This is a genomic window from Xanthomonas sp. WHRI 7065 (assembly GCF_040203115.2).
In the GTDB taxonomy this organism is placed as follows: Bacteria; Pseudomonadota; Gammaproteobacteria; order Xanthomonadales; family Xanthomonadaceae; genus Xanthomonas; species Xanthomonas arboricola.
Genome location: NZ_CP168194.1, coordinates 3,259,916 through 3,274,880, shown reverse-complemented (window position 1 = coordinate 3,274,880; position 14,965 = coordinate 3,259,916). Strand labels below are relative to the sequence as shown.

Genomic DNA, 14,965 nt, shown 5'->3' with positions numbered 1-14,965 from the left:
AGGCCTTTATGGTGGTTGTCGGCTTGCACATCCGCCACCGCGGCTGCGCGCGCGTGCGGCGCGCAGCCTTGGCTGGACACACTGCCAGCCCTGCAATCGGGGCGCGTGCATGCGTGGCGTTGTGCCGGCGGCCGGAGCGACGCTGCCGAACGGAGGCCGGTCCGTTCGGCAGCGCTGGCCGTTGCCCCGTGCCTAAGACAGCCAGCTCAGGGCCACAGGCTCACAACGGCCCGCGTTCCCACGGCCCGGTGATCGCCAGCGTGATGCCCGGGGTCTGGATGTTGACGAACAGGGTGCGCGCCAGCGGATCCCAACAGGCGCCGCAGAATTCGGTATCGCGGTAGTCGCCCTCGGCAATGGTCTTGCCGGCATCGGCGATCTGCTGCGAGGTGAGCTGCACATTGTTCTTGGCCAGATAGAACGATTCGCCGCCGCGGGTCAGCCCGAGCAGCCGCGCGCCGGGGCCGTATTCGTCCGAGCTTTCGCCGCCGTCTTCGCACAGCACCACGCCGCCGCGCGCGCTGACGGTGACGTTGTCCGGGTTGTGCGCGGCCAGCTGATTGCCGCTGACGAACAGCGCGCTCAGGCGCTGGGTGAACAGGTCCAGCACCCACACCGCGCCATTGCCGTAACCGCGCCGGCCCTGCGCATCCACGCCGGTGCTGGTGTCGACGATGAAGAGCTTGCCGTAGCTGTACCAGATGCCTTCGCCACGGCTCATGCGCAGCGCGCCATCTGCCCAGGCCTGCGCAAATGGCCCGCTCAGGGTGTCGTTGGCGCCGATGTCGGCAAAGCCGGCCGGCGCGGCGATGCTGTCCAGATCCGGCTCTTCGATGTCCACCCATTCCAGCTGGAACTGCTGGCCGATGCTGGCGACGGTGAGATCGGCATTGCGCCGCCCGCGCACGCGGGCGGCCTGCAGCCGGCCACCGTTTTCCAGTGAGCCATTGCGCCCACGGCGGTCGTTGGGGATGAAGCGGTACAGACCGGCCTTGTTGCGATCGTCCTCGGTGAGATAGACGATGCCGGTGCGCGGATCGATCGCCACCGCCTCGTGGCTGAAGCGGCCCAGCCCGACCAGCGGCCGGCCGGTGGTGCGCTGGCTGTCCGGGTCCACTTCGAACACGTAGCCGTGCTTGCGGCCGGTGCTGGATACCGCATTGGTCTTGATCTCCTCGCAGCTCAGCCAGGTGCCCCACGGGGTCGGGCCGCCGGCGCAGTTGACCAGGGTGCCGCCCAGGCTGGGCTCCAGGCTGCCCCAGCCGCGGCGGCCGTAACTCAGCGTGGTGGTGCCGCCGCCGGCCAGTTGGGTACCGCTGACGATGCCGGTGTCGTACATCGCCGGTGCGCGGAACGGCGTGGTCGCACCGCGTTCGTGGTTGCGGATCAGCACATATTCCAGGCCGCGCAACGGGTCGCTGCCCGGACGCCAGTCGGGCCGACGCAGGCCGACCACGGCCATGCCGTCATGGCGGTCGGGGCAGGGCTGGCCATCGTCCATGCGGTCGCCGCTCCAGCCGAACGAGCGGTAGCTGAAACCGCGCGGCAGCTGTAGCAGTGGCAGTCCGGTGCTCTGGTCGGCGACCGGTGCGAGCGGGCCATACCGGCTGGGCACCGGGGCAAGTTGCAGCGGCGGCGATGAACTGTTGGCGGCCTGGGCCTGGCGCGACTGCAGCGCACTCAAACTGCCAAGCGCACCGGCGGCCATCACGGCAGCGCTGCCCTTGAGCACCTGGCGGCGGGCGGGATCGAAAATCGGCATCGAACGACTCCTGCGGGCTGGGTAGTGCGCCGACCCTAGAAGCTCGCTGTAACCGCACCATGACACCGGTGTGATCGACTCGGTTCCGATGCCCAGGCTGTGACGCGGATATCATGTGGTCATGAAATGCCGACTTATCGCTACCGGCGAGCGCGCACCGGCCTGGGTGGCGCAGGGCTTTGCCGAATATCAGAAACGTCTCTCGCACTGGATGCCGCTGGAGTTGGTCGAGATCGAACCCGGCCTGCGCGGCAAGGGCCGCGATGCACAACGCGCCATCGACGACGAAGGCCGCCGCGTGCTCGCCGCGCTGCCCAAGAACGCCTACGTGGTTGCGCTGGATATCCCGGGCCGCCCGCTCAGTTCGGAACAGCTGGCCCAGCGCATGGAACACTGGCGCGGGCAGGGCCGCGATCTGGCGTTCCTGATCGGCGGCCCCGAAGGTCATGCCGCCGAGGTGCTGAAAACCGCCAGCGAAAGCTGGTCGATCGGCCCGCTGACCCTGCCGCACATGTTGGTGCGCCTGATCGTCGCCGAGCAGCTGTACCGTGCTGCGGCGATGCTGGCCAATCATCCGTATCACCGCGCCTAAGCGGCATGCGCGAGGGCAGTAAGCCGCGCGTCGCCGCTGCGCTTTCGAGATGGGTGTGCGGGCGAGTAGCCGGGCGTGCCCTCAACCCGATCCGCGAGACCGCACGTCGTCGCGTGCACGCAAGGCGCACTGCAACGATGCGCATGCAACAGCTGAAACCGTGGCCTTGCAGCAGCTGGCTGCGCAACGCCAGACCATGCGGCGACCGGGCGTCCGGGTCGCCGCAGGTGATGACGCATCAGTTCAACGAAAAACTCACCGGCACCAGGCCGTAGGCCTGCACGGCCTGGCCGTTCTGCATCGCCGGCTGGAAGCGCCAGTTGCGCAGCACCTGGCTACGAGCCGCCAGATCGAGCGCGCGATGACCGCTGCTGGTCTGCACGCTCACCTCGGCCGGGCGCCCATCGGTGCCGACCAACACGCGCAGCAGCACCGTGCCTTGCTGCCCGGCACGCAGTGCCGCCACCGGATAACTCGGCGCCGGTGAGCTCAGATACTGCAGCTGGCCTGCCTCAATCGGGCTGCTGGGCGCGGCAATCGCCGGCGCGCTGTCAGACGCCGCCTCCGAGACCGCAGGTAAGGCGAACGTTGCGTTGTCGACCACCGCGGGCTCACTGATCAACGGGGTCTGCACCTGCACCGGCACCGTGGTCGGCGGTGTGTGCGTTGCCTTCGGCTTGAACTTCACCTCGATCGGAAACACCGGTGGCGGCGGCGTCTCGATGGTGATGGGCATGACCCAGCGTTCTTTCGGTGCGGGCTGCTGCGGAATTGCCCGGTACGAGAGCGGTATCAACAACAACCCGCCGGCCAGCAGATGCAAGGCCACCGCCGTGCTCATCGCCAGAACGCGCGACGTGTCGATGCCGGTGGATCGGGAAGAAACCTGCGATTGCGTGCGAACCATCATCCACCTCCTCAACGGAACTGCGGAAAGGACCAGCGCGACCCGGACGCACTACACCATCCGGTAGCGTAGGTTTACCTCAGCGTGCGCGGCTGCACAAGCGCGGCGCGTATCTGTGAAGGCGTTGCACATCGCGAAGGATGCCGGAGCGATTCCGCGACCATGTCGATATCGATCGCTGGCCAGCTTTTGAAGGCGCAAACAAACAGGAGGACTCCTAGGCAAACGCCCAGCCGGAGCTGGGCGTTTGCGGTAGAAAAGCCCAGCCCGTTGCGGGGCTGGGGAAACGACGCTGACGGGAGAGTGCGTCAGTAGTCGTACGACACCGAGAACATCGCGTAGCGCGGCTGGGTGAAGAACGCGCCCATGTTGTAGGTGTTGGACAGGGTGAACGGGCTGTCTTCCCAGGTGGAATCGACCTGCAGCGGCTTGCGCTCGTTGAAGATGTTGAAGGCCTGCAGGGTCATGGCGAGCTTGTTGTCGGCGAACGCCGGGCGATAGGTCAGGCCCAGGTCGACGATCTTGGTCCACGGCAGCCGGCCGGCGTCGCCCGGACGCGACGGCCGGCCGTTGCAGGTGTGGTAGGAGGAGCCATAGCCCACCGGGTCGCCGGCATCGGAATCTTCGCTGATGCCGTTGATGCTGACATACCCCAGGCAGGACTTCGGCGTGCCGGACAGCACGCGGATATTGCCTGCGATCAGCCATTCGGGCGCGATCTGGTAAGAACCGTAGATCTTGATCTGATGGCGACGATCGTTGGCCAGGTAGCCACCCGAGTACCACATCAGCGCAGCGGCATCCCAGTCCTGGGTCTTGGAGACATCGGTCTGGCCGATATCGGATTTGATCTGGCCTTCGGTATTGCCGAAATTACGCGACCAGGTGTAATCGATGCGGCCTTCCCACTTGCCGTCGAACGGATGCTGCAGGAACAGGTCCACTGCCAGATAGGTGCGCTTGGCCTCCTTGTCGAAGCCCCAGTCCGAGGGCGACATCGACACCGAGGTGCGGCCGGACCCATTGAGGTTGGCCAGGCTGAAGGAGTTGGTTTCGCCGGGATTGAAGATGATGCAGCCGGGTACGTTGACGGTGCTCGGGTCGATGCCCGATGCAGTCAATTTGGTGCGTATCCGGTCGGCATCGCAGACGTCGTCGATGGTGGCGCCGAGCGTGCGGTAGGTCGCCTTGGCACCGGTGACCCAACTCTCGCCCAGGGTCTTGTCGAAGCCGAGCATGAACTCGTCCTGGTACATCGACTTCAGGTCGGTGGCGGCGATACCGGCGGCATCCGGTGCCTGACCGCATTCCAGATTGGAGGAGACGACGTTACCCGAACAGGAGAATCCGGCGGATGGATCGACCGCGACCGGCGTCAGCCCGGTCGGGCTGCCCTGCGCATCAATGCCGGTGTAGGTGAAGTATTCGCGCGTAAACGTGGACGGTGATGCGCCACGGATGGCCACGCTGTTAGGCAACGCCAGGTAGTAGCGACCGGCGTTGCCGTAGACCTTGAGCGAGGAGTCGCCGAACACGTCCCAGCTCAACCCCAAGCGCGGCGCCTACTGATCGCCACTGGTCACGTAAGGCACGCCCGCGTCGTTGAAGTTGGTGAACTTGTCGTTGCGGATACCCAGCGTCAGCAGCATCTTGTCGTTGACCTGCCATTTGTCTTCGAGGAAGTAGGCCTTTTGCTCGACCGACATACTGGTCGCGGTATTGAACACGGAGCGATAGGCGTAGTAGCCATTGCCACCGGCCGGACCCACGCCCAGCGCAGCGCTGATGGGCGAGGTGGGGCGCGAAGAGCGTCCATAGATCCAGCGGAAGCCCGGGCCGGTGGTGATGACGCCTTCGTTATTGGCATTGAAATACATGTTGTCCACACCTGCAGTGAGGGTGTGGCTGCCCAACACATATTCCAGGTCGATGCGCAGACCGCGCGTCTTGTTTTCACCATCGCGCGCCTGGCTGGAGGTCTGGTTGTTGCGGATCTCGCTGCCACCGGTGATGGCCGGGTCCTGCAGATTGGTGTTGGTCAGCAGCGGTGCGGTACTGGGGTTGTTGCGGAAATCGGTCTGACGGCTCTTGCCGTAGGTGGCGCTCAAGGTGAGATCGTCGGTGATGTAGCTGGTGTACTTGCCGATGTAATAGCGGTCGTTGACCTTGACCGTATCGGCGAATGCGCCGTTGGCGTCGCCGTTGACGCCCTGGTATCCGTTGAAATCGCTGTAAGCACCGCCATCGCGCGAATTATTCTTGACGCCGGTCAGTTCGAGGATGTTGCTGTCGTTGATGTTCCAGTCGATCTTTGCGTAGACCTTCGGCTCATCGGTGCGGTAATTGTTGCGGCCGATCACCGGGTCGTCCCTGCGTGCGGTGGAAACGCCTTCGGTGCGTTCCTGCTCTGCGGCGACAAAGACGAACAGGCGGTCTTCGATCAGCGGGCCGCCGCCATAAACGCTATAGACCGTATTCCAAAAGGTGTCGTCCTTTCGGCTACGGTAAAGAGTGCCGGGCAGGCTGTCGTCGCTGTATTCATAGCCGGCAGGTGGGGCGGCATCCGGGTAGAAGACATTTTTGTAGTCGCTGGACAGCGACTTCGGACGCCATAGCACCTGTGCGCCGAAGTGCCATTCGTTGGTGCCGCGCTTGCCGACCTGGCTGAGCACGCCGCCTGCGGAGCGGCCATACCGGGCGCTGTAGCCCCCGGTATAGGTTTCCTGCTGGTCGATAGCGCCGAACGGCAAGGTGACACCACCGATGTTGGAAAGCGGGTTGGAGCTGAGATAGCCGTTAAGGTAATAGGCGTTTTCGGTCACGCCGGCGCCGCCGAAGGAAATCGCATTGCCGAAATAGCCGCTGCCCTGCACGGCCCCTGGCGACAGCAGTGCAATGGCTTCGCCAGAGCGCGCCAGCGGCAAACGCTGCAACTGCTCGGCAGTAATCACGGTGCGCGAGGCGGTGGCGGACACATCCACCGGCGAGATGTTCTTGCCGGTCACGGTGATCGTGCCCAGGGTGGCGGTGTCGCCGGCGGCACCGCCGCCGAAGGACACATCGGTGCCTGCGCCGACGCGCAGGGCGATGTTCTTGCGTGTCTCTACGGATTGTCCGTCGCGTTGCAAGGTGACCGTATAAGTGCCGACGGGAAGATTGCCGATCGCGTAGCGCCCGTTGGCATCGACGATCGCGGTCCGGGCAAAACCGGTATCGCTTTGTGCCGTGACGGTTGCACCGGCGGCAGCGGGTGCACTGCCGTAAATACCTGCAGTGGTGCTTTGTGCGGCGGCAGTGCCCGACGCCAGCACGCCGACGGCGCCGCTCAGCGCAAGCGCAAGCACGCTGATGCGGGCATAGCGCGCCCGCGATGCTGGATGGAAGGTGCGCTTTGAAGCAACGTTGCCGGACATCGTCTCTCTCCAGAGGAGCGCCATCACGAATATGACGGTGCGCTGACAACCGATGCTAGAGAGCTGTAGAGGTTGCTTAAAGAATGTTTTCTCTAAATTTCATGTTTTTTTAAGCACAAATGTACAAATTCGCCTATTCATGCTGGCCGGACGTGACTTTGGGCACTTGTAAGTCACCACGTTATAAGTTTTAAACGAAACTTGATTGCTGGTATGAAAGGCGATGAGGCACCACCTCGCGATGGGCTGCGGAAACGACACTGCCCTCCGAAGAGGGCAGTGAGCGGCACGCGGCAGGACGAGATTTGCCTCTTCAGCGACCCAATTCGAACGTCACGTCCAGGTTGATCGACAAGGTGCTCTCGCCCGGGGCGACCTGGGTGTCCATCTCGGCCTTGGCCGAGCGCATCGAGGCGGCCATCATCATCGGGCGCACGCCGCCGCCGCTGCGGCCTTCGGAGATGCTGACGATGCGGCGCACCTTCAGGCCCAGTGACTTGGCATAGGTGTCGGCGCGGGCCTGGGCCTTCTTCAGCGCGGCCACGCGGGCCTCGTCGTAGGCCGGTTCGGGCTGGTCGACCGAGAAGCTGGGGCCGTTGATGTCGTTGGCGCCCTGGGCGACCAGCGCGTCCAGCACCTTGCCCAGGCGCGAGATGTCGCGGACCTTGAGGCTGACGGTGTTGCTGGCCTGGTAGCCGTTGATCTTGGGCGCCTCGTTTTCCTTGTAGGTGTACTGCGGGCTGAGGTTGATGCCGGTGGTCTGCACGTCCTTGTCGGCGATGCCGGCGGCCTTGATCGCGGCCATGACCTTGCTCATCTGTTCGGCGTTCTGGCGCATGGCGGCGTTGCCGTCGGCGGCCTGGGTAACCACGCCGGCAGACAGCGTGGCGATGTCCGGTATGCGCTTGGCGTCCGCTTCGGCCGACACGTTGAGCAGGGTGCCGTCGTTGGGAATGGTGTAGCTCGGAGCGGTCTGGGCGTGGGCGGTCATGGCGGTTCCGGCAGCGATGGACAGGGCCAGCAACAACGGTTTGAGGGTGGTACGCATGAGATCTCCTTGTCTGTAGGGGAAGCGTGTTGCCGGTTCGATGAACATGTTGTGAGTCGAACGCGACCACTGCCGCCCGGATCGGCAAGCGGGCGGGGAGGGGCAACAGGTATGCTGGACGGATGCTCTATCTCGCCTCCCGGTCGCCGCGCCGGCAAGAACTGCTGCAACGCTTGGATGTGCCTTTCCAGACCCTGCAACTGGACGTGCCCGAACTGCGCGCGCCCGACGAATCGCCTGCGCAATACGTGCAGCGCGTTGCGCTGGACAAGGCGCGTGCCGGCCTGGCGCAGGTGCAGGCCAGCGACCCCGATGCGATCGTGCTCGGCTCCGATACCGAGGTGGTGCTGGGCGAGCGGGTGTTCGGCAAGCCGGCCGATGCGGACGATGCGATCGCCATGCTGAGCCTGCTGTCCGGGCGTACCCACCAGGTACTCACGGCCGTGGTTCTAGTCTGCGCGCAACGCGCCCCGGTGCAGACGCTGGTGGTGTCGGAGGTGACCTTCGCGCCACTCGATGCTGCGCAGATCGCCGCGTACGTGGCGTCCGGCGAGCCGATGGGCAAGGCCGGCGCGTATGCGATCCAAGGCCGCGCCCAACGTTTTATCAGCCATCTGTCCGGCAGCTATTCCGGCGTGATGGGATTGCCGCTGTTTCACACCTCGCAGTTGCTCACAGCCCTCGGAGCGCATTGATGTCGGAAGAGATCTTGGTCAACGTCACCCCGCGCGAAACCCGCGTCGCGGTGATCGAGAACGGCATGCTGCAGGAGCTGCATATCGAGCGCGGCTGGCGCCGGGGCGTGGTCGGCAATATCTACAAGGGCAAGGTGCAGCGGGTGATGCCGGGCATGCAGGCGGCATTTGTCGAGCTGGGTCTGGAGCGCGCCGCGTTCCTGCACGCCAACGACGTGGTGCGCCCGGCACCGGCACCGGCCAGCGTGGTCGATACCGAAGAAACCCCGATCCCGCCGCCGCCGGCGGCCGCGGTGCCGATCGTGGAGCTGCTGCGCGACGGCCAGGACATCGTGGTGCAGGTGGTCAAGGACCCGATCGGCACCAAGGGCGCGCGGCTGACCACGCAGATCAGCATTCCTTCGCGCTACCTGGTGCTGCTGCCGCAATCCAAGATCGTCGGGGTGTCGGCGCGGATCGAGGACGAGGCCGAGCGGCTGCGCCTGAAGACCATCGTCAGCGAGGTCTCGGCCCAGCACGGCGGCTTCGGCTACATCATCCGCACCAACGCCGAAGGCCAGCCGGCCGAGGCGCTGGCCGAGGACATCGCCTACCTGTCGCGGGTCTGGAATGTGGTCGAGCGGCGCGGCCGCGAGGCGCCGCCGTGCAGCATCATCTACGAAGACCTGAGCCTGCCGTTGCGTGCGGTGCGCGATCTGATCCGCCGTGACGTGGAGAAGGTCAAGGTCGACTCCAACGAGACCTTCGTGCAGTTGCAGGCCTTCGTGGCCAAGTACATGCCGGTGTTGGCCGAGCGACTGGAGCTGTATACCGGCGACCGGCCGATCTTCGACCTGTATGGGGTCGAGGACGAGATCGGGCGCGCGCTGAACAAGCAGGTGCCGCTCAAGTCCGGCGGCTACCTGGTGATCGACCAGACCGAGGCGATGACCACCATCGACGTCAACACCGGTTCGTTCGTCGGCCAGCGCAATCTCGAGGAAACCGTGTTTCGTACCAACCTGGAGGCCGCGCAGGCAGTGGCGCGGCAGCTGCGGCTGCGCAATCTGGGCGGCATCATCATCATCGACTTCATCGACATGGACGATGCCGAGCACCGCCGCCAGGTGCTGCGCACGCTGGAAAAGGCGCTGGCGCGCGATCACGCCAAGACCACCGTGTACGAATTTTCGCCGCTGGGCCTGGTCGAGATGACCCGCAAGCGCACCGTCGAGAGCCTGGAGCGGCAGCTGTCGGAAACCTGCGGCCAGTGCAGCGGGCGCGGCACCATCAAGACCGCCGAGACGGTGACCTACGAGATCTTCCGCGAGATCACCCGCGCGGTACGCCAGTTCGATGCGGCGCGGCTGCTGGTGATCGCCTCGTCGAAGGTCGTCGCCCGCATCACCGACGAAGAGTCGGCCGCGGTGGCCGAGCTGGAGGAATTCCTCGGCAAGAGCATCCGCTTCCAGTCCGACGACCAGTATCTGCAGGAGCAGTTCGATGTGGTGCTGCTGTGAGTCCGGGATTGGGGAGTCTGGATTCGGGATTGGTCAACGCCGGCTCTGGTAGCGTGGCTTGGTCCGACAATGGCGCTTGACGGCACCGCGCGCGGCTTTGCTTTGACCAATCCCCAATCTCCAATGCCCAATCCCAGCCCCTGATGCCCACCCCGCTGCGCCGCCGTCTCCGTCTGTTTCGCCGCTATGCGATCACTGCCACTGCGCTTGCGCTGGTGGCGATCGCGTTGCTGGTGGGTGCGGCCAGCCAGGCGTTGCCGTTGGCCGAGCAGCGGCCGCAGCAGATCGCTGCGTGGCTGAGCGAGCGCGCCGGCCAGCCGATCGCGTTCGATCGCCTGCAGACCGAATGGACCCGGCGCGGCCCGTTGTTGCGGCTGGATGGCCTGCGGATCGGCCCGCATGGCGAGGTGCGTGTGGGCCAGGCCGAAATCCTGCTGGCGATGTACGCCGGCCTGTTGCCCGGCCATTCGCTGACCGAGGTGCGTCTGCGTGGCCTGGCGCTGACGCTGCAACGTAGCGACAACGGCGTGTGGTCGGTGCAGGGCTTGCCGGCCGGGCGGCGTTCGGACCCGTTGGAAGCGCTGCGCCGGCTCGGCGAGATCCAGGTGGCCGAGGCGCGCCTGCGCGTGGCCGCGCCGTCGATCGGCGTGGACACCACGCTGCCGCGCATCGACCTGCGCCTGCGCGTCAACGGCTCGACGGTGAAGGTCGGCAGCCGCGCCTGGATCGACTTGCAGCGCGCACCGTTGACCACGGTGATCGCGTTCGATCGCGACAGCGGCGACGGCAGCGCCTATGCGCAAGCCGACCCGGCCGATCTGGCCGCCTGGGCGGCGTTGCTGCAGTTCGGCGGCATGAGCGTGGATGGCGGCGGCGGACGCCTGCAGGCCTGGGCGCAGTTGCGCGCGCGCCGGATCACCGCAGTCACCGTGGATGCCGACCTGCAACAACTGCGTCTGTCCGGTGCACCTTTGCCCGAGCAGACTGCACGCCGCACGCTGGCGTGGGAGCGGCTGCAGGCGCGCGCGCGCTGGCAGACCATCGACGGCGGCTGGCGCATGGATGCGCCGCTGCTGCGCTTGGGCCAGGCGGCCAGGCTGCAGCGGCTGGACGGGCTGAGCATTGCCGGCGGGCGCCGTTATGCGGTGGTGGGCAAACACCTCGATGTCTCGGGCCTGATCGCGGCGGCCGCCTTGAGCGAGCAACTGTCGCCTGGCCTGCGGCGCTGGCTGAGCCTGTCCCGGCCGCAGTTGCGCCTGGCCGATCTGCAGATCGCCGGTGAGCAGGGCGGAGCGGTGCGCGCGCAGGCCCGGATCGAGGAACTGGGCTTTCTGCCGGTAGGCAATGCGCCGGGCATCAGCGGCCTGCGCGGCCGGATCGATGGCGATGCGCAGGCGATCCAGCTCGACCCCGCAGCGGATGCCACGCTGCGCTTCGACTGGCCGACCGGTTTCGGAGTGGTGCACGAGCTGCAGCTGGCCGGCAGCATCGTGGGCTGGCGCGACGGTGCCGGCTGGCAGGTCGCCACGCCGGCGTTGCGCGTGCAGGCCAAGGACTATGGCGCCAGCGTGCGCGGCGGGCTGTGGTTCCAGAACGATGGCAGCCGCCCGCGCATCCAGCTGGCCACGCAACTGGACGATGTCGCCCTGCCGGTGGCGCGCAAGTTCTGGATCCGCTCCAAGATGAGCAAGGCGGCCATCGACTGGCTGGACACGGCGGTTGCCGGTGGCGTGATCACCGGCGGCACCGGCCTGGTCAGCGGCGATCTGGACGACTGGCCGTTCGACAACAACGACGGCCGGTTCGAGGCCTTCGGCCAGATCCGCGACGGCGTGATCCCGTTCAATCCGGACTGGCCGGCGATGGAGCAGGTGCAGGCCGATCTGCGCTTTATCGGCAACGGATTTTCCTTGCAGGGCAAGGGCGAGCTGGCCGGCGCGCCGATCGCGTCTCTGGAGGCGGGCATTCCCAGCTTCGCCACCTCCGAGCTGTACGTGCGCGCCTCCACCCGGGCCGATGCCGCGCAGCTGCTGGGCATGCTGCGCAAGAGCCCGCTGGAGCAGCGCTACGGGGATACTTTGCGTAACCTCACGGTGTCCGGCCCGGCAGCGGTGAGCTTCGACCTGCTACGTCCCCTGCGCACCGGCGGTGTGGGCGGCCATCTGCAGGGCACGGTCGCGTTGCAGGGCGCCAGGCTGGGCGATGCGCGCTGGAACCTGGCCTTCGACCAGGTCAGCGGGCAGGCCGAGTACCGCGACAGCGGCTTTGCCGCCGAGCGCCTGAGCGTGCAGCACCAGGGCCGCAGCGGCGAGTTGTCGTTGCGTGCCGGTGGCTTCGTGCAGGACCCCAAGCAGGCCTTCGAGGCGCGCTTTGGCGCCACCCTGGATGCGAAAGAGCTGTTCGACCGCGCGCCGCAGATGGAATGGTTGCGCCCCTACGTGCATGGCAGCGCACCGTGGCAGGTGGGCGTGGACGTGCCGCTGACCTCGCCGGGGCAGGCCGACGCGCAGGCGTTGCTGACACTGCGCTCGCAGCTGGTCGGCACCACTTTGGATCTGCCCGCACCCTTGGACAAGGCGGCCACGCAGCCGCTGGACACGCAGGTCAGGGTGGCCTTGCCGGTGGGCGATGGCGACATCGACGTGGCCTTCGGCAAGCTGGTTGCGCTCAAGGCCAGCAGCCAGGGCAACCAGACCGGCGTGCGCGTGGTCATGGGTACCGACACGGTCACCGAGCGGCCGCCCGCCAACGGCCTGGTGGTCACCGGCCGCACTGCCTCGCTGGATGCGATCGACTGGATCAGCCTGGCGCGCGGCAGCAGCGAGCCGGACATGCCGCCACTGCCGGGCCAGCCGGCAGCAACGAAACAGGACGCCGTGCCGCTGCAGCAGGTGGATGTGCAGGCCGACCGATTGCTGATGATCGGCGGCGTGTTCCCGCAGACGCGCCTGCGCCTGCGGCCGACCCGCGACGCGGTGGCGGTGACCCTGGACGGCCCGTCGCTGGCCGGCCAGCTCAGCGTGCCCAATGCCGATGGCGCCGCCGTGCAGGGCAAGCTGAGCACGGTGCACTGGCAGCCGGTGGCCGCAGCGGCCGAGCCGGCCGTGCCCGAGCCGGGCGATCCGCTGGCTGGTGCCTTGCCGGAACCGGCGCGCCGCGCGGTGGCGGAGTTCGACCCGGTCTCGATCCCGCCGCTGTCGCTGGATATCGACGACCTGCAGGTCGGCAAGATGACCCTGGGCGCGGCCACCCTGCGCAGCAGCCGGCTGACCGACGGCATGCAGGTGGACCAGCTGCAACTGCGCTCCAACGACCAGAACATCGGCCTGACCGGCGCCTGGCGCGGCAAGGGCGATTCCGCCAGCACCCGTTTGTCGGCACGGGTGGACAGCCGCAATCTCGGCAACCTGCTGCAGAACCTCACCCTGGGCGGCCAGCTGCGCGGGGGCGAAGGCCAGCTGGAACTCAATGCCGGCTGGCAGGGCTCGCCGACCGGGTTTGCGCTCGGTTCGCTGGATGGCGACCTCAAGATCGACGTGCGCAACGGCCAGCTGCTGGAAGTGGACCCCGGTGCCGGTCGCGTGCTCGGCCTGCTCAGCGTGGCGCAGCTGCCGCGCCGGCTGATGTTCGACTTCCGCGATTTCTTCTCCAAGGGGCTGGCCTTCAACAAGCTGGACGGCCAGGTGCGCTTCGGCGAGGGCTTCGCGCGCACCGATGCGATCCGCATCGAAGGCCCGGCCGCCGACATCGCCATCCGGGGGCAGACCGACCTGCGCGCGCAGACCTTCGACCAGACCGTGGACGTGAACCCCAAGGCCGGCAATCTGCTCACCGTGGTTGGCGCGGTGGCCGGCGGCCCGGTCGGAGCGGCGGTGGGCGCGGCCGCCAATGCGGTGCTCGGCAAACCGCTCGGGGCGATCGGCGCCAAGACCTATCACGTCACCGGGCCGTGGAAGGATCCGCAGGTGGACGTGGTGGAGCGCGAAGTGCGCGAGCGAGCACCCGGCAAGCCGCCGGCAGAAGGCGCGCCCACGGCAACGCCAGGCACGCCCGGTCGGTCGCCACGCTGACGCGCCCGATTGCGGGCGCGCTGGCGTGTGCTGGTGCTGAGTCGTCGCGGGCGCTCAGGCCTTGCGGCGAGTCGATCGAACGCGGCAAGCGTGCCAGCGGCACGTCCCGCGCGCCGATGCAGCGATGCACTCAGTCGAGCGGACTGTCGCCGTCGCTGTCGGCGCGCACGAACATCGGCAGACGCAGGCGCGAACGGTGGCCCTGCACCGGCGCCTGATCGGCACCGGCGACGCCACGGAAGTACCCGCGTTGCCATTTCTCGCGCGCGGCGGACGACTGCGCATCCGGCAGTTCCTGCAGAAACTGCGTGCGGCTGCGCGTCCAGTCGGCATGCTGTTGCGCCAGTTGCGGCGCCTCGGACAAGGGCTTCCACTGCGGCTGCACCTGTTCGATCAGTTGGCGCGGCAGCGGGAACAGATGGCAGAACGGCTCGCCGGCCTCGAAGCGCACTTGCCCGGGCCGGGTGAACTTCCAGTTCATGGTGAAGGTGTACGGGCTCCAGTCGGTTTCGACCATGCCGCTCAGCGCGCCGATGCCGTCCTTGGGCCGGTTCAATGGCCCGGTGACGAACAGATCCATGCCGGCATCGGTGCGAAACAGGCAGGGCACGTGGAAGGTCAGCACGCCGTAGCCGAAGTGACTGATGGCCGGTGACGCGGCGCCGGCATCGGCGCTGATCCGGATCGCATCCAGGCCGTCGCGCCCGTCCCAGCTGGCCTCGAATCCGGCCTGGCACAGCAGCTCCCAGCCATGCGCATTGGCGATCGCCAGCGGCAGGCAGCGGTAGGCATAGCGCTGGTCGGTGGCGTCCATCCAGTCGCGCTCGTGCGGGGCGGGGCGGATGTCCAGCGTATGGCCATCCAGGACGTGGGCGGTGAGCTTCATGCGCGGGCGTCGGCGTGGCGATGGACTCGCGATGATAGCCGTGCCGCATGTTCAGCCGAACGACTTGTCTCCCCGGCGCGCGGGCCCCATCCT

Annotated in this window: 9 protein-coding genes and 1 pseudogene; 5 read left to right on the top strand and 5 right to left on the bottom strand. The window is 66.9% G+C overall.

Annotated features, from left to right (window positions below; all coding sequences use genetic code 11):
• Positions 1–220: 220 nt before the first annotated feature.
• Positions 221–1,762: an alkaline phosphatase PhoX gene (locus ABQY64_RS13720; RefSeq protein WP_349780080.1), complete on the bottom strand. Its 1,542-nt coding sequence runs from the start codon at positions 1,760–1,762 to the stop codon at positions 221–223.
• Positions 1,763–1,883: 121 nt separating this feature from the next.
• Between ABQY64_RS13720 and rlmH the strand changes: the two genes are divergently transcribed.
• Positions 1,884–2,354: a 23S rRNA (pseudouridine(1915)-N(3))-methyltransferase RlmH gene (rlmH, locus tag ABQY64_RS13715; protein WP_016903756.1), complete on the top strand. Its 471-nt coding sequence runs from the start codon at positions 1,884–1,886 to the stop codon at positions 2,352–2,354.
• A gap of 238 nt (positions 2,355–2,592) precedes the next feature.
• Here the strand turns inward: rlmH and ABQY64_RS13710 are convergent, their stop codons facing one another.
• Positions 2,593–3,195, bottom strand: coding sequence for an energy transducer TonB (locus ABQY64_RS13710; RefSeq protein WP_230582139.1), 603 nt, complete (start codon positions 3,193–3,195; stop codon positions 2,593–2,595).
• Between ABQY64_RS13710 and ABQY64_RS13705 the strand changes: the two genes are divergently transcribed.
• Positions 3,089–3,328 (top strand): hypothetical protein, encoded by a 240-nt coding sequence (locus ABQY64_RS13705; RefSeq protein WP_180969204.1) that lies wholly within the window; start codon positions 3,089–3,091, stop codon positions 3,326–3,328. The two genes, ABQY64_RS13710 and ABQY64_RS13705, sit on opposite strands and share 107 nt — an antisense overlap.
• A 241-nt stretch (positions 3,329–3,569) precedes the next feature.
• Here ABQY64_RS13705 and ABQY64_RS13700 read toward each other — a convergent pair.
• Both ABQY64_RS13700 and ABQY64_RS13695 read right to left on the bottom strand, forming a co-directional pair.
• Positions 3,570–6,674 (bottom strand): annotated as a pseudogene (locus ABQY64_RS13700) (TonB-dependent receptor domain-containing protein).
• 313 nt (positions 6,675–6,987) lie between these two features.
• Positions 6,988–7,722, bottom strand: coding sequence for an SIMPL domain-containing protein (locus tag ABQY64_RS13695; RefSeq protein ID WP_024939727.1), 735 nt, complete (start codon positions 7,720–7,722; stop codon positions 6,988–6,990).
• Positions 7,723–7,844: 122 nt separating this feature from the next.
• Between ABQY64_RS13695 and ABQY64_RS13690 the strand changes: the two genes are divergently transcribed.
• The 3 genes from ABQY64_RS13690 to ABQY64_RS13680 all read left to right on the top strand — a co-directional run bounded on the left by ABQY64_RS13690 (position 7,845) and on the right by ABQY64_RS13680 (position 13,986).
• The gene (locus ABQY64_RS13690) at positions 7,845–8,417 is read left to right on the top strand and encodes a Maf-like protein (protein ID WP_102253807.1); all 573 of its coding nucleotides are present in this window, start codon (positions 7,845–7,847) and stop codon (positions 8,415–8,417) included.
• The gene (gene rng, locus ABQY64_RS13685) at positions 8,417–9,916 is read left to right on the top strand and encodes a ribonuclease G (RefSeq protein WP_024939725.1); all 1,500 of its coding nucleotides are present in this window, start codon (positions 8,417–8,419) and stop codon (positions 9,914–9,916) included. The genes ABQY64_RS13690 and rng overlap by 1 nt, the downstream gene beginning before the upstream one ends.
• Before the next feature lie 143 nt (positions 9,917–10,059).
• Positions 10,060–13,986: a YhdP family protein gene (locus ABQY64_RS13680; RefSeq protein ID WP_349780081.1), complete on the top strand. Its 3,927-nt coding sequence runs from the start codon at positions 10,060–10,062 to the stop codon at positions 13,984–13,986.
• Positions 13,987–14,116: 130 nt separating this feature from the next.
• On the opposite strand, the gene ABQY64_RS13675 is transcribed toward ABQY64_RS13680, so the two are convergent.
• A complete protein-coding gene (locus ABQY64_RS13675) occupies positions 14,117–14,872 on the bottom strand; it encodes a DUF6065 family protein (protein WP_102253809.1) in 756 nt (251 codons plus the stop codon).
• Positions 14,873–14,965 lie beyond the last annotated feature (93 nt).

Coding starts and splice junctions, on each gene's coding strand:
- ABQY64_RS13720 (WP_349780080.1), bottom strand. CDS start 1,762: ATGCCGATTTTCGATCCCGCCCGCCGCCAGGTGCTCAAGGGCAGCGCT.
- rlmH (WP_016903756.1), top strand. CDS start 1,884: ATGAAATGCCGACTTATCGCTACCGGCGAGCGCGCACCGGCCTGGGTG.
- ABQY64_RS13705 (WP_180969204.1), top strand. CDS start 3,089: ATGACCCAGCGTTCTTTCGGTGCGGGCTGCTGCGGAATTGCCCGGTAC.
- ABQY64_RS13710 (WP_230582139.1), bottom strand. CDS start 3,195: ATGAGCACGGCGGTGGCCTTGCATCTGCTGGCCGGCGGGTTGTTGTTG.
- ABQY64_RS13695 (WP_024939727.1), bottom strand. CDS start 7,722: ATGCGTACCACCCTCAAACCGTTGTTGCTGGCCCTGTCCATCGCTGCC.
- ABQY64_RS13690 (WP_102253807.1), top strand. CDS start 7,845: ATGCTCTATCTCGCCTCCCGGTCGCCGCGCCGGCAAGAACTGCTGCAA.
- rng (WP_024939725.1), top strand. CDS start 8,417: ATGTCGGAAGAGATCTTGGTCAACGTCACCCCGCGCGAAACCCGCGTC.
- ABQY64_RS13680 (WP_349780081.1), top strand. CDS start 10,060: ATGCCCACCCCGCTGCGCCGCCGTCTCCGTCTGTTTCGCCGCTATGCG.
- ABQY64_RS13675 (WP_102253809.1), bottom strand. CDS start 14,872: ATGAAGCTCACCGCCCACGTCCTGGATGGCCATACGCTGGACATCCGC.